This is a genomic window from Arthrobacter sp. TE12231, assembly GCF_054062895.1.
Genome location: NZ_JBSSFS010000001.1, coordinates 2,408,474 through 2,430,942 on the forward strand (window position 1 = coordinate 2,408,474; position 22,469 = coordinate 2,430,942).

The window sequence follows — 22,469 nt, forward strand, 5'->3', positions numbered from 1 at the left end:
CGGCGTGGACGATGTCCACACAACCGTTGACGGACCAACGCCCGCCCACCTCTCTCCGGCCAACAAGAGGAGCGAATCGAGGACCAGAAAAATCTCCCAGAAACTCCCCGCAGGTCATGTCATCACCACAACTCCGGGAGATGAACAGGTACAAGGCCAACCACGCCCGACCTATACAGCAAGAAAGGACGCGCGAGTGGCCCCAAGCCACAGCAAGTCATGCAGTTCCAAGCCCTCCCGGCCATGAAGGAGTACGCAGCAACACCACTGTCCAAGCCAAGGGAAGGAGCCGCCAAACCGCAACGGCCACCAACAGAAATGGGCCCCCGCAGGAGCCCATAAAAGGAAATTTGTACACGCTCAGCGGCCCACAAGCCCCTGAACAGGGAAAACACGTGCCCGAGGTGGGACTCGAACTGCATTCCCGGCCCTGCAAACACTGAGAACCCACGGAAACATACGGAATCCGGGCCAGTCCCACAGTTGTAGGACCCAATCCGACGCCCAAGGTGTTGACACTGTCAACACCTTCGCCTTTGCCCATTTCTTGCGCCAAAGAATGCCACTGCCCCCGCTCCGGAGCAACGGGGGCGCGGCGAAGACGCCCTGCAGGGTGCCGAGACGGATCCCGCCCCAGCGGTCGGCGACGATGGTGGTCTGCAGCCGCGGCCGGCACCGGCGAGCATGCCGGCGGCAATGACCAGGGGCACCGGTCCTGGCAGGAGCGCGAGCAGAAGGACGTCCCTGGTGGCGGTTCCGCTGATGATGACGATGCGTGCCGTGGCGGGGATGGCGGCGATGGGCAACCGGCCGCCGACCTGTCCGGCGCCGACGAGTCCGAGGCCGAGCGCGGCCACGGTGTGGTCGGCGCCTTTCTCCATGAGCAGCGGGATGATGGTCAGCGTCACGGCGTAGAGACCGAGGGTGAGCAGCGCCATGAGCGCCTGCAGGCCCAGGAGTTCGGTGCTGCGCCGGGTGGACTTCACGGCCGTCATCTTGCCGGTCTCCTTGGATCCGTGCACACCGTGCCGCCACGTCCGGTTCAGGCATCGGGCGTGCAGCGGCGCGGTGGCGCCCGTGCTCGGCCGGCTTACGGGGCGATGCGTCGCTTCTTTACGGACGCCCGTTGCGAAACGCCGTGGAGCGACCTGGTGCATGTGACTGTTAACTTCGACCTACGACGCCCGGTCGCTGGTTTGGCGCCGCGCCGCGTGGCCCACCGACACGCGGGGCTCACGCGACGGACCGGCCCAATGTTGCCTCAGGCGTCCGGGGACTGCGCTTCGGCCCGCTTCCACAGGGCGAGCAACGACGCGGCAAGCCGGTCCGGCTCGACCCGGTGCGGCGGATCGAAGTGATGCCGCTCTGCAAAGACCTCCAGCCGGAAATCCGGAAAGACCTCGGCCAGTCGCTGCGCGATTTCACCATAGTCATGCGGGTTGCTGAGCGCGCCCAGGGCGAAGTAGACAGGACGCGTATAGGCCGCCAGGGCGGAGCGGTTCAAATCGTAGGTTTCAAAGGTGTCCAGGAACGCGGCGATCCCGGCAGGTCGTTTCGTCATCCAGGGTGCCGGATCACCGCCGGGAGGGGGCGGCACGTCCACCCCGTCCCTGAGTCCGAGCCGCATGAAGCCCGCCATGAATTCGTCCGGGGGTAGCGTCCGCAGCTGTCGGTATCGTTCCCAGACCCGTCGGTGTTCCGGGCTCCAGTCCCAGCTTCCGGCCCAGGCCGGCTCCAACAGGGCCAGGCTCTGAACACGTTCGGGATATCTGGCCGTAAAGGCCAGGGCGGCGGCGCCGCCGCCGGAGTAGCCTGCAAAGTGGAAGGCGTCCCAGCCTTTCTCATCGGCAAACCGGGTCACGCCGTCGATCTCGGTATCCAGGGTGTAACCGGTGGGCGGTTGGGGCCCCGCATACACCTCCAGATCCTTGGCGACCGCATCGACACCGGGACCTAGAGAGGCTAGCAGGGCACCGTAGGCAAGCTCCGCCGGGAGCACGCTGCCGGGAAGGAGGAGTACGCGGGTAGGCTCCATGGGACCAGATCCTAGTCCCCGCCGCGGCTACCAACAACGGGGCCGGCTAACGGAATTGGCCGTCATGACGGCAGGGAGCCGCCATAGCCCTAAGGTGGCACATCTCAGTCCCGTTCGATCGTCCGGCCGATCATGTCTCGCGGTGCGTTCCCAATCGGAACCTGGTCGTGGCTGGTGCTTGGCGGCAGTTCTTCCAGATGATGGGTGACCGGAACGGAGTCCATCCGCGGGTGGGTGTAAGCGAGAGCGTCGATGCTTTCCAAAACTGTTACCGGGCGGCGAATCCGACCCGGCCGCCCGGTTCGCGATCTCCCTGGACCGGCTCGGCTATGCCAAGGACAACCACCTCCTCGGCACCGACCTGGTCCGCACCTTCGTGCGCCGGAACCCGCCGGCCACCTTGGACGGCCAGCTCAAGGACGACCTCGCGCAGCTGCGCCGCGGCATCCGGGCCCTCACAGGCCGGGACCAGGTCCTCGGCGGGCGCTACGGGGAACTCACCGTGGCAGTGCGGGATGCCGGAGGTTCGGTGTTCGACTGGGTGGATGACACTGAGGCGCGCGCAACGGTGGAACAGATCGGCGGAGCAGACCGCGATCTGGCAAGCAGGATCGTAGCCCGGGCGGCAGCCTGAGCGGCTCATCCCTGCTCTGGAGGGGCGCCGTTACCGCAGGCCGGCGGCCCTCAATTAGCGGGCGAATAGGACCCCACTGCCCGTGGTCACGGTCGTGTACCCGTACCGGGTGCCCGTGACCTGCACAGAAATCTTCTTGTCCCGATCAGCAGTCCGGACTTTGTAGGTCGAAGCGGTCGCCCCGGAGATCGGGCTCCCGTTGCGCAGCCATCGGTACGTGAATTTGGTTCCGTGCGTCCAGAGCCCCGGCTTCGCCGTCACGATCCTTCCCGCCTTGGCTGTGCCGGCGATCGTGGGCGTCGAGGCCCTCAGGGTGGCGGGCCCTATATTCTGCGCGGCCTTGATGGTCTGGGTCTTCAAGGTCCGGCCCTCCAGCGTGGAAGTGACCTTGACGGAGATATTCGTTGCGAAGTCCGCATGCTTCAGTTGGTACCCGGCGTTGGTGGCGCCGTTGATCGGGACGCCGTTACGCAACCACTGGTAGGACTGGGCGAGTCCCGGACGAGAATCGGCCCAGACGCCGAATCCGACGTAGAGAATTCCCCCCACCCTCAACGTTCCTCGGCTAATAGCCGGTGGCACCTTTTGGGTCGGTTCAGGAAGCGTCACGGGCTTCGGAGCGGTGACCCTGACCCGGGCGGTGGCGTAGCCGGGTGCTGAGGCGGTCACGAGGACGGTGACCGTGGTATCGACGTCGTTCGCGTCGGGGCTGTAGGTCGAGCCGGTGCCGGACACTTTTCCGTCCGGGGACAGCCAGTTATAGGTGACGGTCAGGGTTTCGGACGGCGCGGACCAAGTGCCGGGCGTCACGGACATGGCCCGCCCGATCAGAGCTTCGCCGGTCAGGACGGGCTTGGCGACGTTCGTCAACTGCTTCAGCTCGACTCCTGCGGCCGCCGGTACTGCCACCGCGTTGGAGTAGGCGTCGTATTTATCGGTGTCAGTGAACAGGACCAGGGTGTGGCCCTGGTCCTCGGCCGTGATGGTGTAGGTCCGGCCGGTCGCGTCGGGAACCGCGACACCGTCTCGCAGCCACTGGTAGGCATGCGGGTACCGGTTCGGGCCCAGGATGCTGTCATGCCAAGGTACATCGTCGGTGCCGGTCAGGACTTCCCCGAGGCCGGTTCCGCCGGTGACCACGGCGCCGGGAGTCGCCGGGGAGAATGAGCCGGATCCGGCGTGTCCGATGACGGTGACCGGATCGTAGCCGGCGGCGTAGGCGTTGACCCGGACGCTGAGCGACCCCGTCGGTCCCCAGCCTGTGCGGTCGAACGTTCGGCCGGTGGCACCCGGGATGGGCTCGCCGTCGCGCAGCCACTGGTAGTTGAACTGGACGTCCCGGGCAAGACCCCAGTCGATCCATCTGCCCGTGCGGGCAACCATGACGGGGCTCGGCAGGGCCGGGTACGTGGTCGCGGGCTCGACCCTGAAAGTGACGGCCGGCTGGAGTGACTTGATGGGGCCGGAGGCATTCGAAACAGGCACGCCCTTGAGGGACCACATGGTTGACGTCGCGTAGCCGGGCGCCGTCGCGGTGGTCGTGACCCGGACGTACTTGCCGGCGTCCGCCCTTGTGAGCGTGTACGTGGCCCCCGTGGCACCGAGGATGGGAACATCGTTGCGGACCCATTGGTGTGTAAGTGTTGCGTCAGCCGGTTGCCAGGCGCCGTCGAAGACGGTGAGCGTGTTGCCGACCAGCAGCGCGCCGGCGGCGACCGGGCGGGGACCGGTCGCCGCCTCATTGATCAACACCGGGTAGGCGGAGCCGTCCGCTGCGGTGCAGTATTTGACCCAGTCAACCACCGGGCCGCACACCCCGGTATCGGCCTGCGCAGGAACGGCCAGCCCGGCCAGCAACAGGGCGAATGCCCCGCCCGCGGCGAGGCGGACAGTCTTCTTGTTCAATTCTTCCCCCAGTCTTCGGACCGGTCCCCCGGCCCCGCAGATGATCGTAATGTCTGGCAGCCCCCTTCGGACGCTGCCGTTGAACGGCGCGGCCCGGGTCAGCTGGCGGGATACTCGCTGCTGGTCGTGGTGATGGTCTTGTAGCCGGCCTTGGAACCGGTGACGCTGACGGTGAGCTTGGTGCCCCTGTCGGCGGTCCGGACCTTGTAGGTCGAATACCAGGCGCCTGAGATCGGGACGCCGTTGCGCAGCCAGCGGTATTTGAAGGACGTGCCCCAGGTCCACGTGCCCCGCTTCACGGTCAGGACATTTCCGGCTTTGACGGTGCCGACGATCGTCGGCGTGGACGAAGTCAGAGTCCCGGCAGCCACCTTCGCCGAAGAGAAGGCCCCCTGGGTCTTCAGGATCCTGTCATTCAGCGTCGAGGTGACCCAGATGTCGATCTTCCTGCCCAAGTCGGCAGCCACAGGCGTGTAGTGGCGGCCAGTGGCCCCGGGGATCGTCACGCCGTCGCGCATCCATAGGTAGGATTCGCGCACCACGTTCATTTCATTACGTGCCCAGAGGCCGGGGACGACGGTCAGGGCTTTCCCCACGGTCGGCGTCCCTTGGATGTAAGGCGGCCTGGTCTGGGCCGGGTCACGCAAGGTCACGGGCTTGGGTGCCGTGACCCGCACCTCGGCGGTGTCGTAACCCGGTGCTGTGGCCGTCACGAGGACTGTGACGGTCGCGCCGACGTCGGACACGCCGGGCGTGAACCTCGGGCCGCTGGCCAGCACCTTCCCGTCCGGGGAAAACCAGCTGTAGGTGAACGTCAGCGGGTCGGACGGTTCCGACCAGGTGCCGGCCGTCACCTTCATCACAGAGCCGGTGATGAAGGTCCCGGTAACGACCGGCTCGGTGTCGTTCGTCAGCGGCTTCAGCTCCGCGTCCGCGGCCGCAGGCCCGGCCAGCGCCGTGGGGTAGGTCGTGACGGGCGGGGCAGGTTGGGATATTTCATCGGCATGGGCCGGGACAGCGAGGCCGGCCATCAAGAGCGCGGCGAATGCTCCGGCGATGCCGAGGCGGACGGCAGGTGTTTTCAATTGTTCCCCCAAGTTTTCGAGCCGGTCCCCGGCTGCCCCATAGCAGATCGTAGTGCCTGGCGTGGCGATTGTCGCCGTGTTACCGCTGGTCAGGGCTCCGGGACGACATCGTAGTAGGTCACCCGCCACAGATCGGCGGCCAAGGCCGCCGGGGTCCAGGAGAGCTGGTGCACGGCACCGCGCCCGGTGACGGCGGTGACCCGCCAGAGGCCGGTGTCGCACAGCACGGCGATGATCCGCTCATCGCGGGCGTTGAGATACTGCAGGACGGTGCCAGGCCTGTCTGGAAGCTGGTCGGCCGACCAGCCGGCGTCCGGTTCCAGAAAGGTCCTGTCTTGGAGGGCTTGGGTTATGGTGCTCACTTCTTCACTTTCGGTCCCGGCTTGGTCGGGGCTGTGTGGCTGGGGCTGGGCTGCTGCGGGGCGTTGTCGTCGCGGTGCTGCGGGCTGACGGCCGCAAATAGGCGCGCTTACTCATGAGGCCCTAAAGCACGACCGCCCGAAGCCCCGTCGCCCATCCCGGCGGCGACGCTTCGCCACGCCCTGACCGGGCCGCACACAGGCCGGTATGGCCTTCAACCTTGCAGATCACCCCCGCGACGCCGCCGGCCGGTTCATCACGGCAACACACGCCGCGCCCGCCGTCGCCCTTGGCCTGACCGAGGAGCAAGTCCATGCCCGCCGCCTGGACGGCGCCCGCTACGTCCTCGAGGAATACGCCGACCTGGAAATCCCCAACCACTCCCCCGCCCGGCAGGACACCGTTCGACTGGATGAGCTCGGCGACCCGGCCCTGGCCCTGGGGAACTGCTGGGCCGCCACGAACGAACTGATCGAGGCAGCCGGGGCCGCCGGGGTCGACGTCGACCGGGTGGACGAGATCACGATCTCCCGCCGGCGCTTGGGCGGCCGGCATGTCGCCATCCTCGCCGCAGATCAGGACGGAATGTTCGTCATCGACTACACCGCCCGGCAGTTCCATCCCGACCTGCCGTACCCGCTCGTCGCCGGCGTCGAGGACTGGCGGGCCGCCATCACGAAGGCGTCCGGCACCGCCTGGGCCTTGGACGACTGAAACCGCAGTATTGGCCAAGCTTCAGCCCAGCATCACCGGATCCGGTTGAGCGGTGCCGTGCTTCCACTTTAGGCTGACGGCAGCCGGTCCCACCGGGCCCCGGACCACGGCCCGGACCCCACAACATTGGAGCATGACGCATGATTGCAGAGAAGCTGGGCGCTGTCGCCCTGACCGCCGCCCTCCTCACCGGGGCTGGCGCCGGCGTCGCCAACGCGGCCCCGAACAAGGCCGAACACGCGGTCAGCGCGAAGGCTTCCGCCAAGGCCACCGAGGCGAAGACCAGAGCGGAGCTGAAGAAGCAGGCATCCGCCGCGAAGCTCGCCGCCGTCAAGGCCAAGGTCGAAGCCCAGAAGACGGCCTCGGCAGCGAAGCGGGCCACCGAAACCGCCAAGCGTGCCGCGGAGAAGGCTGCCGAGCAGGCCAAGAAGACCGCCAAGAAGGCCACCCAGGCCGAGAAGCGTGCCGCGGAAGCCGCCAAGCGTGCCGCCGAGAAGGCAGTCGACCAGGCCAAGGCCGCACAGGAAGCCGCCGACGAAGCGGCCAAGGAAGCCGCCGAAGCCGCCGCGGAAGCGGCCGCCAAGGCTGATGAAGCCGCGGCTGAGACCCCCGTCGTGACCCCGGCCCCCGAAACTCCCGCGCCCGCGCCGACCGACCCGGCCACCCCGACGGCGCCGGTGGAGGACCCCGCGGCCGTCTGATCCGCCCCACGACAACACCCCCATCCGGCCCCGCGCCCCCGGGGACTGGCTGGGGGTGTTGTCGTGTCCCGGCGTTTTCGCCGCGGCGCCGCACACTGCAAGGTCAACAGCGTCCGGGCCCGCCCGGGCACCCGCCAAAAAAGACCCAGCATGAGCCCGAAGCAAGAGCACCGCGGAGCCGGACCCAGCGGCGGCCAGTTCCTCAGTGTCGCCCACACCGCGTCGCCCGCGACGCTGCCGCCGGCCGGCCGCGACCGGTTCCCGCACCCGGACACCGCCTACCCGCACCCGATGGAACAGTGGCCCGAGGGCGTCGAGGATCCGCACAGCATCGAACTGGGTGTCGTCGAACAGCAGGCCGCCTACACCAGCGACCCGGCCGTTTCCGACTACACGGCATTTCCTGGTGTGACGATCACGATGGCCAACGGCGCCACCATGGTGCTGGCGAAGCTGAACGACGGCGAATTCCCCGAAACCGAAGCCCGCTTCGACGGCGACTGGGATAGCTACACGGGCGGCGACAAGTTCAGGGCCGACGGGATCCTCGGCACCGCGTCCGAAACCCTCATCCAGGCCCGGTGCTCCGGCACGGGATCCGTTACCCCAAAGACACCCGGTGGACGAAGGAACACCGGCTGTGGCTGCACCGCCAGCACTTTGACGAACCGGCCCTGCAGTTCACCTACCAGGCCGATGTCGAGCAGGCAGAGCTGCTCGCCGCGCACCTGGCCGGTCGAGCTCCTCCTCGTCCGGGCACGGCTGGTTATCGAACGGGCAGCTTCGCGAGAAGATCGGGCTCCCCGGACCGCCGACTGCCTCCACACACATAGTGCAGAGCGTCGTGGCTTCCTGCAAGATCACCGGCTCGGCCTCCTGATGCCCGCAGAAGGTCTTTCGCCAGTCCAGGTCCCGGCAGCAAACCATGTGCGCCAGCTCGTCCGGGTCCTGGCCAAGTGTGTACCGGGCCTCCCATGCCGGGATATGGACGAGCTCCAGTGCGCCGCCGTCCTCAAGCGTCGAAGGCGCCGTGGTTTTCGCCGTCATGGCCCGCTCCTTTCTGGCGACCGGATGGTTCCGCTGAAATGCTTGACCGTGGTCTTCAGGCGTTCCAGGGCCGTCAGGTCCTCGTCGGTGGGGTCGGTCCGGTCGATCGACAGCGTCTGCACTAGGTGGCCCAGGTCAGCCCGCGTGATGATGCACCTGGTGGCGTCCACGACCAGCGTCCCCTTCAGCCCGGGCGCTTCCAGGTGCGTCAGCGGCACGCTCCAGGACCCTTCAGCCTCCGCGATCGGCCAGTCTGCATCCGGCTGCCAGTCATCGCCGGCACGGCCCAGGAACGTCGAATGGCGGGGCAGCACCAGCGACCAGGGCGGCCGACGCGGCGGATTCGTCATGGCCGGCCCGTCCCCGGCAGATCCGTCGGCCTGGACAACCCTCGATCCGTACGGGGTGAGCTGGAAGGCCGCGCCCCCGTCTATCGCGATGTCCCAGCAGCCGTCCCCGAAATACCGGAACTCGCCGCGCTCCCCCTCCGGCCCTGACGAGATGCGGAAGCCAGTGACGAAGCTGCCGGCCAGGAAAACCGGATCGGCGGCGGCCAGGAGGCCAATGATCTGCCGGTGGTTCGGGACCATAGCTCTCCCCCAGGCATCGGATACTGCCGGGTCGAACCGCGGCGTTGTCCGCCAACTTAGCACGCGCAGGGCCGTTGCGGTGCGGCCCACCGGGGTAATCCTCGTATCAGGCCGGGTCCGGGGAGCCGCCGGGCCGGCGCCGCGGGCACCGCCGCCCTGGCCGGCCCGGCACGAAACCGGAGCATGGACCTCCACCCCTCGTTCAAAGCCCCGAGCGCGGCGAGAAGGACCAGACCGAAGGCCGGCGCGGCGGTTGCGTTGCGGGCCCGTTCGATTACTCCCCGGCCGACGAAGCCGCCGCCACGGGAGGTCGCGTCATGGGCCGTCCCGGCGACAATCGTGTCCGCACAGTGGTGTCGGGCGGCGGCTGGAAACCGGCAATACAAAGGGCAGCGACCGTAACTGCCATGCCGCCGCAAAGACCGTTGCCGGCGTCGCCAATCGATACGTTACCGACTGACGGCATTTTGCACGGCGTCCGCCAAATTGCGGACATAAGTGTTGACAGTGTCAACACCCGCTTTGGCAGGACAAACGAAGCGCCGACAGCTCGCCGGACATCCCGAAAAAGCCTTTCAGGAAATTCCGCACTACTGCCCGTTTCGTCATGTCGTCCCCGCTCCCCCGGCCCATGAATAGGTGCAGGCCACCCCGGGCCCACCCGACCAATCCGGAACGAGGAATCGAATAACCCCACCTCAGCAGGCGGAAGACCCACCAGCCAAGGCCCTGAACCCGCCACCCACACAACTTCACGGGCCACCGCGGCAGCCAGGCCACAGCCCGCGCATCAAGCGTCAGAGGGACGCCCCACCAGCTTTGTACACACGTTAAAGCAAAAACCCCCTCTGACGAGGGGGCTTGCGTGCCCAAGGTGGGACTCGAACCCACACACCTTTCGATACCGCATTTTGAGTGCGGCGCGTCTGCCAATTCCGCCACTCGGGCGCGGAGTACACCAGTGTAACAATCACTCAACCACAGTGCTGTGAGCAACGCGATCGCTTCCAGTGCGCGAAATTACTCTACATGCAGATAGGCTGAATTCCAGAATCGCGCCAGTGACGCCGCATCGAACCAAACCGGTCCAAGTACATCGGCGGACGAAACCTATGATGGTGTAGTTCCCGCCGTACCTTTCCAAGGAGTTCCCGTGTCAGAACAGACGGAGTCAACACCCACTTCCCAGCCGGCGCGCCGCGTAGTTGTCGCCGAGGATGAGACTCTCATCCGCCTGGACATCATCGAGATCCTGCGCGGTGAAGGCTACGACGTCGTCGGCGAGGCAGACAACGGCGAAAAGGCCGTGCAGCTTGCCGAGGAGCTCAAGCCCGACCTCGTCCTGATGGACGTCAAGATGCCTGTCATGGACGGCATCTCGGCCGCAGAGAAGATCGTCAAGGCCCGGATCGCCCCCGTGGTTCTGCTCACCGCGTTCAGCCAGAAGGAACTTGTGGAGCGGGCCCGTGACGCCGGCGCCATGGCCTACGTGGTCAAGCCGTTCACCCCGGCGGACCTCATCCCGGCGCTGGAGATCGCGCTCTCCCGCCACGAGGAGATCAAGGCCCTCGAAAGCGAAGTCACCGACCTGCAGGAGCAGTTCGCCACCCGCAAGCTCGTGGAGCGCGCCAAGAGCCTCCTGACCACCAAGATGGGCCTGACGGAGCCTGAAGCCTTCCGCTGGATCCAGAAGACCTCGATGGACCGCCGCCTGAGCATGCGCGAGGTCGCCGAAACCATCATCAACCAGGTCAACTAGCCGCACCCCGGCCGCACAACCGCGGCCGCAAGCAACTCAGCAACTCAGCAACAAAAAGGGAGGATCCCCGCCAACCGGCGGAGATCCTCCCTTTTGTGTTCAAGCGTTCACGCGTTCAGGACTAGCCCTGGCCGCGGTTCTTCTTCTTCTTTTCCGGCCAGGGGCCGAGCTTGTCCTTGGTCACGGCGGCTGCACCGTGGCTGCCGGCGTCGGCGAGGTCGCCCACCTTGTGGACCTTCAGCAGGTTCGTGGAACCGGCCTTTCCGGGAGGCGAACCGGCGGCGATAACCACCATGTCGCCGTCCTCCACCAAGCCCAGTTCCAGAAGGCTGCGGTCAACCTGGGCGGTCATCTCGTCGGTGTGGCCCACCATCGGGACCAGGACCGGCTGGATGCCCCAGGTCAGCGCGAGCTGGTTCCAGACGTGCTCCACCGGAGTGAAGGCGAAGACCGGCCGGATCGGCCGCAGCCGGGAGAGGCGGCGGGCGGAGTCACCGGACTGGGTGAAGGTACAGATGTACTTCGCTTCCAGCTGGTCGGCGATCTCGACGGCGGCACGGGTGATGGCGCCGCCGCGGGTCCTGGGCTTGGTACCCAGCGGGGGGACGCGCTCCAGGCCGTGGACCTCGGTGGATTCGATGATCCGGGCCATGACCTTAACGGTCTCGATCGGGTACTTGCCCACGCTGGTCTCGCCGGAGAGCATCACCGCGTCGGCGCCGTCGAGCACTGCGTTGGCGCAGTCGGAGGCCTCGGCGCGGGTCGGGCGCGGGTTGTCGATCATGGACTCGAGGACCTGGGTGGCCACGATGACGGGCTTGGCCCAGCGGCGGGCCAGTTCGACGGCGCGCTTCTGGACGATCGGCACTTCCTCCAGCGGAAGCTCCACACCGAGGTCGCCACGGGCCACCATGATGGCGTCGAAGGCGTCGATGATCTCGGGCAGCTGCTCCACGGCCTGCGGCTTCTCGATCTTGGCGATGACCGGCACGCGGCGGCCTTCCTCGTCCATGATCTCGTGGACCCGGACGATGTCCGAGGCATCGCGAACGAAGGACAGGGCGACCATGTCCACGCCGCGGCGCATCGCCCAGCGCAGATCGTCCTCGTCCTTTTCGCTCAGCGCCGGCACGTTGACGGCCACGCCGGGCAGGTTGATGCCCTTGTTGTTCGAAACCCAGCCGCCGACAACCACCTGGGCAACGACCTTGACGGCGTCGACCTCGATGGCGCGCAGGGCAACCTTGCCGTCGTCGATCAGCAGGGCATCGCCCGGCTGGACGTCCTCGGTGAGGCTCTTGAGCGTCGTGGAGCAGATGTCCTTGGTGCCCGGAACGTCCTCGGTGGTGATCGTGAACGTGTCACCGACCTCCAGGAGGTGCGGTCCGTCCACGAAGCGGCCCAGGCGGATCTTCGGGCCCTGCAGGTCGGCCATGATGCCCACGGCCTTGCCAAGCTGCCCGGCAGCCTTGCGGACGTTCTCGTAGGTGTTGTCGTGCACGGAGTAATCACCGTGGCTCATGTTCATGCGTGCCACGTCGACGCCGGCTTCCAGCACGGCAAGCGTGTTCTCGAAGCTTGCGATTGCCGGTCCGAACGTGGCCACGATTTTAGCGCGTCTCATATACCTACCCTAGTGGTCTGTTGCATGGATGAAGTTGAAGCGAGTGTGAATCCCTGATGACCGAAATCCAGTGACCGGAAGGGCTACAGGACGGCCATCGCCCGGTCGGTCGGTGCCACCGGGGCCGGCAGGATGGTGCTGCCCATCAGGAACTTGTCCACCGCGGCGGCGCAGGCGCGCCCCTCGGCGATGGCCCAGACGATGAGCGACTGCCCGCGGCCGGCGTCCCCGGCAACGAAGATGCCCTCGGTGTTGGTCATGTAGTAGCCGTCGCGGGCCACGTTGCCGCGGCCGTCGAAGTCGGCGCTGACCTGCTCGGTGATCCCGGCCGGCTCGGCTCCCGTGAAGCCGAGGGACAGGAAGACGAGGTCCGCCGGAATGATCCGCTCGGTGCCGGCCTTCGGGAGGCGCTTGCCGTCGACGAATTCGGTCTCTGCGACCTTGACGCCCGTGAGCTTGCCGTTTTCTCCGACGAACTCGACGGTGGAGGCGAGGTAGGTGCGTTCGCCGCCTTCCTCGTGCGCGCTGGCGACCTCGAACAGGGTGGGGAACGTCGGCCACGGCTGGTGGCCGGCACGCTCGAGGGGCGGCTGCTTGCCGATGGCCAGGGTGGTCACGGAGGCGGCCTGGTGCCGGTGCGCGGTGCCGAGGCAGTCCGCGCCGGTGTCGCCGCCGCCCAGGATCACCACGTGTTTGCCGGCGGCGTTGATCTGGTTCTCGACGGTCTCCCCCGCCACCACCCGGTTGGCCGGGACAAGGTAGTCCATGGCGAAGTGCACGCCCTCGAGCTCGCGGCCCGGGATCGGCAGGTCACGCGGGACGGTGGCGCCGGTGGCGACCACGACGGCGTCGTAACGGCGGCGCAGCTGCTCCCACGTGACGTCGGTGCCGACGGCCACGCCGGTGCGGAACCGGGTGCCCTCGGCCTTCATCTGCTCCAGGCGGCGGTCCACCTGCTCTTTTTCCATCTTGAAGTCGGGGATGCCGTAGCGCAGGAGCCCGCCGATCTTGTCGTCGCGCTCGTACACAGCAACGGTGTGGCCCACGCGGGTCAGCTGCTGCGCGACGGCGAGTCCGGCCGGGCCGGAGCCGACGACGGCGACCGTCTTGCCGGTCAGTCGGGCCGGCGGCAGCGGGTTGACCCAGCCGTTCTCGAAGGCCTGGTCCACGATCGATACCTCGACCTGCTTGATGGTCACCGCGGGCTGGTTGATGCCCAGCACGCACGACGCCTCGCAGGGGGCCGGGCAGAGCCGGCCGGTGAACTCGGGGAAGTTGTTGGTGGCGTGCAGCCGTTCCATCGCTTCCTCGCCCTTGTCCCGCCAGATGAGGTCGTTCCATTCCGGGATGAGGTTGCCCAGAGGGCAGCCCTGGTGGCAGAACGGCACGCCGCAGTCCATGCAGCGGCCGGCCTGGGCCTTCAGGACGCCCTTCTCCTGGGCTTCATAGACCTCTTTCCAGTCCATGATGCGGACCGGAACGGGACGGCGCGGCTGGGTTTCACGCTGACGTACTTTCAGAAATCCGCGTGGATCAGCCACCGGTCACCTCCAGGATTCGAGACCAAACTTCTTCGCCGTCGGGGTCAAGGCCCTCTTCGATGGCGTCAAGACGGGTTTGCAGGACGGCCGCGTAGTCGCGCGGCAGCACCTTGGTAATGCGGGCTGCGGTGTCGTCGAAGTTCTCGAGGAGCCGGGCCGCGTTGAGCGATTCGGTTTCCTCGACGTGCTTGACCAGCAGTCCATGGACAATGTCACGGTCCTCGGCGTCGAGCTCACGCAGCTGCAGCTCGCCGGACTCGAGGGCCTGCTTGTTGACGCGTTCGGTCTGCAGGTCCAGCACGTAGGCCGTACCGCCGGACATGCCGGCGCCGAAGTTGCGCCCGGTGCGGCCGATGATCAGCGTCTGGCCCCCGGTCATGTATTCGCAGCCGTGGTCGCCGATTCCTTCGACCACCGCGGTGGCGCCGGAGTTGCGGACCAGGAAGCGTTCGCCCACCTGGCCGCGCAGGAACATCTCGCCGCTCGTGGCGCCGTAGCCGATCACGTTGCCCGCGATCACGTTGCGTTCGGCCGGGAACACGTTGGTGCGGTCCGGCCGGACGATGATGCGGCCGCCGGAAAGACCCTTGCCGACGTAGTCGTTCGAGTCGCCGAACATGCGCAGCGTAATGCCGGCCGGCAGGAAGGCCCCGAGGGACTGGCCGGCGGTGCCGTTGAGCGTGATGTCAATGGTGTCGGTCGCCAGCACGTCGGTGCTGAACGTCTTCGTGACCACGTGGCCGAGCATGGTGCCGACCGAGCGGTCTGTGTTGATGACGTTCACCGAGATCTTCACCGGGGTGCGGTCGCTGAGGGCTTCGGCCGCCATGGCGATCAGGCGCTGGTCGAAGTGCTTGTCGAGCTCGTGGTTCTGTCCGGTGAGGTTCCGCAGCGGGGCGTCGTCGTCGAACTCGAGGCCGTGCAGGATCGGATCCAGGTCCAGCCCTTCGGCCTTCCAGTGGTTGATCGCGTCGCGGGAGTCGAGCATCTCGGCGTGGCCGATCGCCTCCTCGATGCTGCGGAAACCGAGCTCCGCGAGAATTTCACGGACCTCTTCGGCGAGGAATTCGAAGAAGTTCACCACGAATTCCGGCTTGCCGCTGAACCGCGAGCGGAGCTCGGGGTTCTGGGTCGCGACGCCCACCGGGCAGGTGTCCAGGTGGCAGACGCGCATCATGATGCAGCCGGAGACCACCAGCGGGGCGGTGGCAAAGCCGAACTCCTCGCCGCCAAGCAGCGCGGCGATCACGACGTCGCGGCCGGTCTTGAGCTGGCCGTCCACCTGCACCACCACGCGGTCGCGCAGGCCGTTGAGCATGAGCGTCTGCTGTGTCTCGGCCAGGCCGAGTTCCCACGGGACGCCGGCGTGCTTGAGCGAGTTCAGCGGCGAGGCGCCGGTACCGCCGTCGTGTCCGGATACGAGCACGACGTCGGCCTTCGCCTTGGTGACGCCGGCCGCCACGGTGCCGATCCCGACCTCGGAGACGAGCTTGACGTGCACGCGGGCCGAGGGGTTGGCGCGCTTGGCATCGTAGATCAGCTGCGCGAGGTCCTCGATCGAGTAGATGTCGTGGTGCGGGGGCGGCGAGATGAGGCCGACGCCGGGCGTCGAGTGCCGCGTCCGGGCCACCCAGGGGTAGACCTTCTGCGCCATCAGCTGGCCGCCTTCGCCGGGCTTGGCACCCTGCGCCATCTTGATCTGGATGTCGTCCGCGTTGGACAGGTACAGGCTCGTGACGCCAAAGCGGCCGGAGGCGATCTGCTTGACAGCGGAACGGCGGGTGGGATCGAGCAGGCGGTCCACGTCCTCGCCGCCCTCACCGGTGTTGGACTTGCCGCCCAGCCGGTTCATGGCGATCGCGAGGGTCTCGTGGGCTTCCTGGGAGATGGAGCCGTAGCTCATGGCACCGGTGGAGAACCGCTTGACGATGCTGGAGACGGGCTCCACTTCCTCAAGCGGCACCGCGGGACGCAGGCCGGCCTTGAACTTCAGCAGGCCGCGGAGGGTCATGAGGTTCTCGGACTGGTCGTCCACGCCGCGGGTGTAGGCCTTGAAGATGTCGTAGCGGCGTTCACGCGTGGCGTGCTGCAGCCGGAAGACGGTCTCCGGGTTGAACAGGTGGGGTTCGCCGTCGCGGCGCCACTGGTATTCGCCGCCGCCGAGCAGCGGCTGGTGCGGCAGTTCGATCCCGTTCTCGGGGTAGGCCATCCGGTGGCGTGCCAGGACTTCGGCGGCGACGACATCGAGGCCCACGCCGCCGAGCTGGGAATGCGTGCCGGAGAAGTACTCGTCCACCAGATCCTGGCCGAGGCCGAGCGCCTCGAAGGTCTGGGCACCGGTGTAGGAGGCCACAGTGGAGATGCCCATCTTGGACATGATCTTCAGGACGCCCTTGCCGAGGCCCTTGATCAGGTTGTACACGCCGTCCTGCGGGGTGACGCCGACGACGTCACCGGAGGCGATGAGCTGTTCCACGGATTCCATGGCCAGGTAGGGGTTCACGGCCGAGGCGCCGTAGCCGATGAGCACGGCGACGTGGTGCGTCTCGCGGACGTCTCCGGCCTCCACCACGAGGGCGGTCTTGGTGCGGTTGGCGCTGCGCAGCAGGTGGTGGTGCACGGCGCTGACAAGCAGCAGCGACGGGATCGGCGCCCACTGGGCGTTCGAGTCGCGGTCCGAGAGCACTACGTACTGGACGCCGCGGTTGATCGCGCCGGAGACCTGCTCGCAGATTTCGGTGAGGCGGGCGCGGAGGGCGTGCTCGCCGCCTTCGGGGCGGTAGAGTCCGCGGACCTTCATGGCGACCTTGTCGCCGTCGGCGCTCTCGATGTTCGCGATCTTGGCGAGCTGGTCATTGTTGATCACGGGGAACGGCAGCGAGACCTGCGGCTGCCGGACCTGCTTGGTGTCCAGCAGGTTGCCGTTCGGGCCGATCGCGCACGTCAGGGACGTGACGAGCTCTTCACGGATGGCATCCAGCGGCGGGTTGGTGACCTGCGCGAAGGACTGTACGAAGTAGTCGAAGAGCAGCCGCGGGCGCTTGGACAGCACGGCCACGGGGGTGTCGGAGCCCATGGCACCCAGCGGTTCGGCGCCGGTGCGCGCCATCGGTCCGAGCAGGATCTTCAGTTCCTCGGTGGTGTAGCCGAAGGTCCGCTGGCGGATGTTGACCGACGCGGCCGTGTGGACAACGTGCTCGCGCTCGGGGAGGTTCTTGAGGTCGATCAGGTTGTCCTTGAGCCATTCGGCCCAGGGGTTCGCCGCGGCGACCTCGGCCTTGACCTCGGCGTCGTCAATGATCCGTCCGGCCCCGGTGTCCACCAGGAACATCTTGCCCGGCGAGACGCGGCCCTTCTTGACCACCTTGGAGGGTTCGACGTCGATCACGCCGACTTCGGAGGCGAAGACGATGAGCCCGTCTTCGGTGATCCAGTACCGGCCCGGGCGCAGCCCGTTGCGGTCCAGCGTGGCGCCGACCAGGTTGCCGTCCGTGAAGGAAACAGCAGCGGGCCCGTCCCACGGCTCCATGAGCATGGAGTGGTACTCGTAGAAGGCGCGGCGCGCCGGATCCATGGTGGCGTGGTTCTCCCACGCCTCCGGGATCATCATCATGATCGAGTGGGTGATGGGCCGGCCGGAAAGCCAGAGCAGCTCCGCAACCTCGTCAAACGAGGCGGAGTCCGAGGCGCCGGGGGTGCAGATCGGGAACAGCTCTTCGGGCGAGTCGCCCAGCAGCGGGCTGGCGAGCTGCGACTGCCGCGCCCGCATCCAGTTGCGGTTGCCCTTGACGGTGTTGATCTCGCCGTTGTGCGCGATCGTGCGGAACGGCTGGGCCAGCGGCCAGGACGGGAACGTGTTGGTGGAGAAGCGCGAGTGGACGATCGCGAGCTTGGTCTTGAAGCGCTTATCCGAAAGGTCCGGGTAGAACGGTTCCAGCTGCGCGGTGGTGAGCATGCCCTTGTAGACGATCGTCCGCGAGGACAGCGACGGGAAGTACACGCCGAACTTGTTCTGGGCGCGCTTTCGGATCCGCCAGGCGCGGGAATCGAGCTCATTGCGTTCGAGGGTTTCCCCGGTGCTGGAGGCGAAGAACGGCTGGGAGAAGTGCGGCATGCAGGCGCGGGCCATTGCCCCGACGAGGTCCGCCACAATCGGGACTTCGCGCCAGCCCAGGACCGTCAGGCCCTCATCGGCGGCGAGGCTTTCGATTCCGGCCCGGGCGGCGTCTGATTCGCGCTGCTCGGCCGGCAGGAAGGCGGTTCCCACCACGTACTGGCCGGGGGCGGGAAGCTCGAAGTCGGTGACTGCGCGAAAGAATTCGTCCGGGACCTGCATGAGGAGGCCGGCGCCGTCGCCGGTGCCCTCATCGGCGCCCACGGCGCCGCGGTGCTCAAGGTTGCGCAGTGCGGTCAGGGCCGCGTCGACGATGTCGTAGCCCGGCTCACCGCGCAGCGTGGCGATGATGGCCAGGCCGCAGGCGTCCTTCTCGTTCTCCGGGTTGTAGAGCCCGGCCGCGGCCGGCATCGACGCAAAACGGGCGAAGGGTGACGTTGCGGCCGTCGACTGGTCCGGATCGGACCAGCTGGGGCTGTGAAGAGTTTGGGTCATTGGAGACGTCCTTCCTCCTGATCGTGCGTATGGGAGGGACAACATTGGCCCCACTCGGCACGCCGGTGTGATGGGCGCAACAGAGTGTTTTTCTAACTGGAATTGTAGGCCAGCCCGGCCTTCTGTAGTAACAGTTACGCAGGTACTGGCCAGGGCTTGCGTGGACAGCGCCTATCTGCTGTCCAAAACATTCCCTCTTGCCACGACGCTGTGGTGTCGGGTCCTGCGAGCGGTGGCTCCGCAACCCGAGTTGCCGGTGCCGAGTTACTTGGTGCCCTCGGCCTCCGGCGCGGTTTCGGTTGCCTGGCGGCCGGATACTCCGGCTGCCGGATCTCCGGTGGCGGGCTTGGTGCCGCCGGTGGAGTCCTTGCTCGCGCCAGCATCTTCGTCCGCAGGTGCGGAGACAGACGCGGGTGCGGGACCTGGTCCGCTTTGGTTATCTCGGAGATTACCACGGGATTCACTATCTGAGACAAGTGTGTCCGCATGGCGGATGGATGTTGCGCCGGCGGGAACAGCGTCAGCAGTGCCTTTATCGGCAGTGGCGGCAGCACCGGTTTCGACGGCGGAGACCGCCGCGGGAACCGCTTCGGCGTCAGGCTTCCCGGCCGTCCCGGCGGTTTCGACGTCGGCGGTTTCGGCTGCCGGTTCCCGGCCCGGGAGGAACGGGGTGTCCGGACCTGAGGGCTTGCGCAGCCCGAGGAGGATGAAGGCGATCAGGGCACCGATGAGAACAAAGATGCTGGTCCAGACGTTGAGCCGGGTGGTAATGCCGAACAGGCTGATCTGCTCGGCGTCGTCGATCCGCATGGCTTCGATCCACACCCGGCCCAGGGTGTAGTAGACGGCGTAGAGGCAGAAGAGACGGCCGCGGCGGAAGTTGAACTTCCGGTCCAGGGCCAGCAGGATCACGACGCCGGCCAGGTTCCACAGGGACTCGTAGAGGAACGTTGGGTGGAAGAGTGTGTCGGCGGGCATACCGGCCGGAAAATTAGGGCTGTTGGGGTCGATCTGGAGCCCCCACGGCAGCGTGGTGGGGCCGCCGAAGAGCTCCTGGTTGAAGTAGTTCCCCCACCGGCCAATTGCCTGGGCCAGCAGCAGCCCGGGGGCCGCGGCGTCCATGAAGGCGCTCAGCTTCACCCCGGCCCGCCGGCACCCGATCCAGGCGCCCACCGCGCCGAGGACGACGGCGCCCCAGATGCCCAGGCCGCCGCGCTGGATCTGCGGAATCAGGGAGAGGTCTCCGGTGCCGTTGAAGCCGGGGCCGAAGTAGGCATCCGGTGAGGAGAACACGTGGTAGAGCCGTCCGCCGATGATGCCGAACGGAATGGCCCAGATGGCGATGTCCCACACGCTGCCCTCGGGCGCGCCGCGGCGCGCCCAGCGGACGGAGGTGAGCCAGAGGCCCGCAACGATGCCGGCGAGGATGCAGAGGGCGTAGGCGTGGATGCGCAGTGACCCCCACGGCAGCGGGATGTCGAATCCGGACCAGCTAGGGCTCGGAATGCTCGCGGGAATCATCGCCGCCGCGTGGAGGACTGACTGCATTGCTTACGCTTCTTCCTTGGTAAGGCCAGTGCTGAGGTCTTTCGTCAAGGCGGCTACCGCATCCACGCCGCCGTCCCGGATGGCCGCGACGAGGGCGGTGCCCACGATCACGCCGTCGGCGTACTCGGCGATCTCGCGGACGTGGTCCGCATTGGAGACGCCCAGGCCCACGCAGACGCGTTCGGCGCCCGCGGCGTGCGCGGCGGCCACAACGTCCTTGGCCGCGGAGCTGACCGAGGTCCGGGCGCCGGTGACGCCCATGATGGAGACGGCGTACACGAAGCCGCGGCTGGCCTCGACGGTCCGCTTCATGCGTTCCGGAGAGGACGAGGGCGCCACGAGGAACACGCGGTCCAGTCCGTACTTGTCCGAGGCCGCCATCCATTCGGAGGCTTCGTCGGGGATCAGGTCCGGAGTGATGAGTCCGGCTCCCCCGGCCTCGGCAAGGCTGCGGGAAAACTCGTCCACGCCCATCCGGACCACGGGGTTCCAGTAGGTCATGACCAGGACGGCGGCGTCAGTCTTGCTCGTGATGCCGCGGACGACGTCGAAGACCTGCCGGACGTGGAAGCCCTTCGCGAGGGCCTCCGTGGTGGCCGCCTGGATGACCTGGCCGTCCATGACCGGATCCGAGTACGGGATGCCGATTTCGATGAGGTCGGCGCCGTTCTCGGCCAGGGCGATGCCGGCGGCAATGCTGTCTTCGACGCTAGGGTAGCCGGCCGGCAGGTAGCCGATCAGAGCTGCCCGGCCTTGGGCCCGAGCGCGGTCAATGGCGGCCGCCGACTTGCTGGCGTGCTGTGCGGCGGCCTGGTTGGCGCCGTCGTGGATGGTGCTCACAGCTGCTCCCCCTCTTTGGCGATTTCGGCTTCGGGTGAGTCCTTGTCCAGCAGGTCGAACCATTCCGCGGCGGTGGCCACGTCCTTGTCGCCGCGGCCGGAGAGGTTGACGATCACGATCTTGTCTGTTGCTTTGCCCTCGGGGCCGGCCTCGGCCGCGAGCCGCTGGCCCACCTTGATGGCGCCGGCGAGGGCGTGCGCGGACTCGATGGCGGGGATGATGCCCTCGGTGCGGCAGAGGAGCCGGAAGGCCTCCATGGCTTCGCTGTCCGTGATGGGCTCGTAGCTTACCCGCCCGATGTCGGCCAGGTAGGAGTGCTCGGGGCCGACCCCGGGGTAGTCCAGGCCCGCCGAGATGGAGTGCGATTCGATGGTCTGGCCGTCGTCGTCCTGCATGAGGTAGGACCGTGCGCCGTGCAGCACGCCCGGCTTGCCGAGGGTGATGGTGGCTGCGTGGCGTCCGGTTTCGACGCCCTCGCCCCCGGCTTCGAAGCCGTAGATCTTGACCGAGGGGTCATCGAGGAAGCCGTGGAAGATGCCGATGGCATTGGAGCCGCCGCCGATGCAGGCACAGACGGCGTCCGGAAGCCGGCCCGTCTGGTCCAGGATCTGGGCCCGGGCTTCCTCACCGATGACTTCGTGGAAGTAGCGGACCATCGCCGGGAACGGGTGCGCGCCGGCGGCGGTCCCCAGCAGGTAGTGGGTGGTGCCCACGTTCGCGACCCAGTCGCGCAGGGCCTCGTTGATGGCGTCCTTGAGGGTCTGGGAGCCGTTGGTCACCGGAATGACCGTCGCGCCGAGGAGTTCCATCCGGGCCACGTTGAGGGACTGCCTGCGGCAGTCCTCGGCGCCCATGTAGACAACGCATTCCAAGCCCAGCAGGGCGGCCGCGGTGGCGCTCGCCACGCCGTGCTGCCCGGCGCCGGTTTCGGCGATGACGCGGGTCTTGCCCATCCGCTTAGCCAGCAGCGCCTGGCCCAGGACGTTGTTGATCTTGTGCGAGCCCGTGTGGTTGAGGTCTTCGCGCTTGAGGAAAATCCGGACTCCGCCGGCGTGCTCGGCGAAGCGCTTGGCCTCGGTCAGCAGTGAGGGCCGGCCCGAGTAGTTCTTGTTCAGGTCCGCGATCTGGGCGGTGAACTCAGGATCGGCCTTGGCCTTCTCGAAGGTGTCCTCGAGTTCGTCCAGGGCTGCGATGAGCGACTCCGGCATCCATCGGCCGCCGTAGTTCCCGAAGTAGGGTCCCGGGGCGTGCCGCAGGGACGGTTCGCCCTGCGTGGGATGTTCCTGGGGGCGGTCGCCCTGCAGGAACGCGTCCACGGCACTTTCGTCTGAGCCGGTTGCTGGCGCATCGACCATCAGTCTCACCATCCTGTTCCACTGCTAGCTTCGGGGATCTGCACATGAGATCCGCTCGTTGTCCGGGCAACTGCGGGCCCGGAACCGCTCGCGGCCCGGACGCAAACGCCCGGACCGGCCTG

Annotated in this window: 17 protein-coding genes and 1 tRNA gene; 4 read left to right on the forward strand and 14 right to left on the reverse strand. The window is 67.3% G+C overall.

The window, feature by feature from the left end; all coding sequences use genetic code 11:
* Positions 1-521: 521 nt before the first annotated feature.
* Together ACVWYS_RS10920 and ACVWYS_RS10925 are read right to left on the reverse strand one after the other, a co-directional pair.
* Positions 522-995 carry a hypothetical protein gene (locus ACVWYS_RS10920; protein WP_456509716.1) on the reverse strand — a complete coding sequence of 158 codons (474 nt, stop codon included), beginning with the start codon at positions 993-995 and terminating at the stop codon, positions 522-524.
* Between the two features lie 266 nt (positions 996-1,261).
* Positions 1,262-2,035: an alpha/beta fold hydrolase gene (locus ACVWYS_RS10925; protein WP_456509717.1), complete on the reverse strand. Its 774-nt coding sequence runs from the start codon at positions 2,033-2,035 to the stop codon at positions 1,262-1,264.
* A 376-nt stretch (positions 2,036-2,411) separates the two neighbouring features.
* Between ACVWYS_RS10925 and ACVWYS_RS10930 the strand changes: the two genes are divergently transcribed.
* Positions 2,412-2,669, forward strand: a complete 258-nt coding sequence (locus ACVWYS_RS10930) for a hypothetical protein (protein ID WP_456509718.1) — start codon at positions 2,412-2,414, stop codon at positions 2,667-2,669.
* 54 nt (positions 2,670-2,723) lie between these two features.
* Here ACVWYS_RS10930 and ACVWYS_RS10935 read toward each other — a convergent pair whose 3' ends face one another.
* The 3 genes from ACVWYS_RS10935 to ACVWYS_RS10945 all read right to left on the reverse strand — a co-directional run bounded on the left by ACVWYS_RS10935 (position 2,724) and on the right by ACVWYS_RS10945 (position 6,021).
* A complete protein-coding gene (locus tag ACVWYS_RS10935) occupies positions 2,724-4,574 on the reverse strand; it encodes a hypothetical protein (RefSeq protein ID WP_456509719.1) in 1,851 nt (616 codons plus the stop codon).
* Between the two features lie 98 nt (positions 4,575-4,672).
* The gene (locus ACVWYS_RS10940; RefSeq protein WP_456509720.1) at positions 4,673-5,659 is read right to left on the reverse strand and encodes a hypothetical protein; all 987 of its coding nucleotides are present in this window, start codon (positions 5,657-5,659) and stop codon (positions 4,673-4,675) included.
* 89 nt (positions 5,660-5,748) lie between these two features.
* Complete coding sequence (locus ACVWYS_RS10945; protein WP_018772504.1) at positions 5,749-6,021, reverse strand: hypothetical protein; 273 nt, start codon at positions 6,019-6,021, stop codon at positions 5,749-5,751.
* Between the two features lie 205 nt (positions 6,022-6,226).
* Here ACVWYS_RS10945 and ACVWYS_RS10950 point away from each other — a divergent pair, with 205 nt between their 5' ends.
* Entirely contained in the window at positions 6,227-6,733 is a 507-nt protein-coding gene (locus tag ACVWYS_RS10950) for a hypothetical protein (protein ID WP_456509721.1), read from the forward strand.
* Positions 6,734-6,873: 140 nt separating this feature from the next.
* Positions 6,874-7,434, forward strand: coding sequence for a hypothetical protein (locus ACVWYS_RS10955; protein WP_456509722.1), 561 nt, complete (start codon positions 6,874-6,876; stop codon positions 7,432-7,434).
* A gap of 681 nt (positions 7,435-8,115) precedes the next feature.
* On the opposite strand, the gene ACVWYS_RS10960 is transcribed toward ACVWYS_RS10955, so the two are convergent.
* The 3 genes from ACVWYS_RS10960 to ACVWYS_RS10970 form a co-directional block, all read right to left on the reverse strand.
* A complete protein-coding gene (locus tag ACVWYS_RS10960) occupies positions 8,116-8,481 on the reverse strand; it encodes a hypothetical protein (RefSeq protein WP_456509723.1) in 366 nt (121 codons plus the stop codon).
* Positions 8,478-9,071, reverse strand: coding sequence for a hypothetical protein (locus tag ACVWYS_RS10965; protein ID WP_456509724.1), 594 nt, complete (start codon positions 9,069-9,071; stop codon positions 8,478-8,480). The genes ACVWYS_RS10960 and ACVWYS_RS10965 overlap by 4 nt, the downstream gene beginning before the upstream one ends.
* A gap of 866 nt (positions 9,072-9,937) precedes the next feature.
* Positions 9,938-10,019 (reverse strand) — tRNA-Leu (locus ACVWYS_RS10970).
* Positions 10,020-10,224: 205 nt separating this feature from the next.
* On the opposite strand from ACVWYS_RS10970, the gene ACVWYS_RS10975 reads away from it, so the two are divergent.
* A complete protein-coding gene (locus ACVWYS_RS10975; protein WP_018772478.1) occupies positions 10,225-10,830 on the forward strand; it encodes an ANTAR domain-containing response regulator in 606 nt (201 codons plus the stop codon).
* Positions 10,831-10,951: 121 nt separating this feature from the next.
* Here ACVWYS_RS10975 and pyk read toward each other — a convergent pair whose 3' ends face one another.
* From pyk to trpB, 6 genes are all read right to left on the reverse strand, one after another.
* Positions 10,952-12,454 (reverse strand): pyruvate kinase, encoded by a 1,503-nt coding sequence (pyk, locus tag ACVWYS_RS10980; RefSeq protein WP_116767454.1) that lies wholly within the window; start codon positions 12,452-12,454, stop codon positions 10,952-10,954.
* Between the two features lie 83 nt (positions 12,455-12,537).
* Positions 12,538-13,995, reverse strand: a complete 1,458-nt coding sequence (locus tag ACVWYS_RS10985) for a glutamate synthase subunit beta (RefSeq protein WP_456506952.1) — start codon at positions 13,993-13,995, stop codon at positions 12,538-12,540.
* Positions 13,988-18,604: a glutamate synthase large subunit gene (gltB, locus tag ACVWYS_RS10990; protein WP_456509725.1), complete on the reverse strand. Its 4,617-nt coding sequence runs from the start codon at positions 18,602-18,604 to the stop codon at positions 13,988-13,990. The genes ACVWYS_RS10985 and gltB overlap by 8 nt, the downstream gene beginning before the upstream one ends.
* Positions 18,605-18,868: 264 nt before the next feature.
* Positions 18,869-20,152 (reverse strand): prolipoprotein diacylglyceryl transferase, encoded by a 1,284-nt coding sequence (lgt, locus tag ACVWYS_RS10995; RefSeq protein ID WP_344368047.1) that lies wholly within the window; start codon positions 20,150-20,152, stop codon positions 18,869-18,871.
* Between the two features lie 3 nt (positions 20,153-20,155).
* Positions 20,156-20,992 carry a tryptophan synthase subunit alpha gene (gene trpA / locus ACVWYS_RS11000; protein ID WP_456509726.1) on the reverse strand — a complete coding sequence of 279 codons (837 nt, stop codon included), beginning with the start codon at positions 20,990-20,992 and terminating at the stop codon, positions 20,156-20,158.
* Complete coding sequence (gene trpB / locus ACVWYS_RS11005) at positions 20,989-22,347, reverse strand: tryptophan synthase subunit beta (RefSeq protein WP_116767459.1); 1,359 nt, start codon at positions 22,345-22,347, stop codon at positions 20,989-20,991. The genes trpA and trpB overlap by 4 nt, the downstream gene beginning before the upstream one ends.
* Between the last annotated feature and the right edge of the window lie 122 nt (positions 22,348-22,469).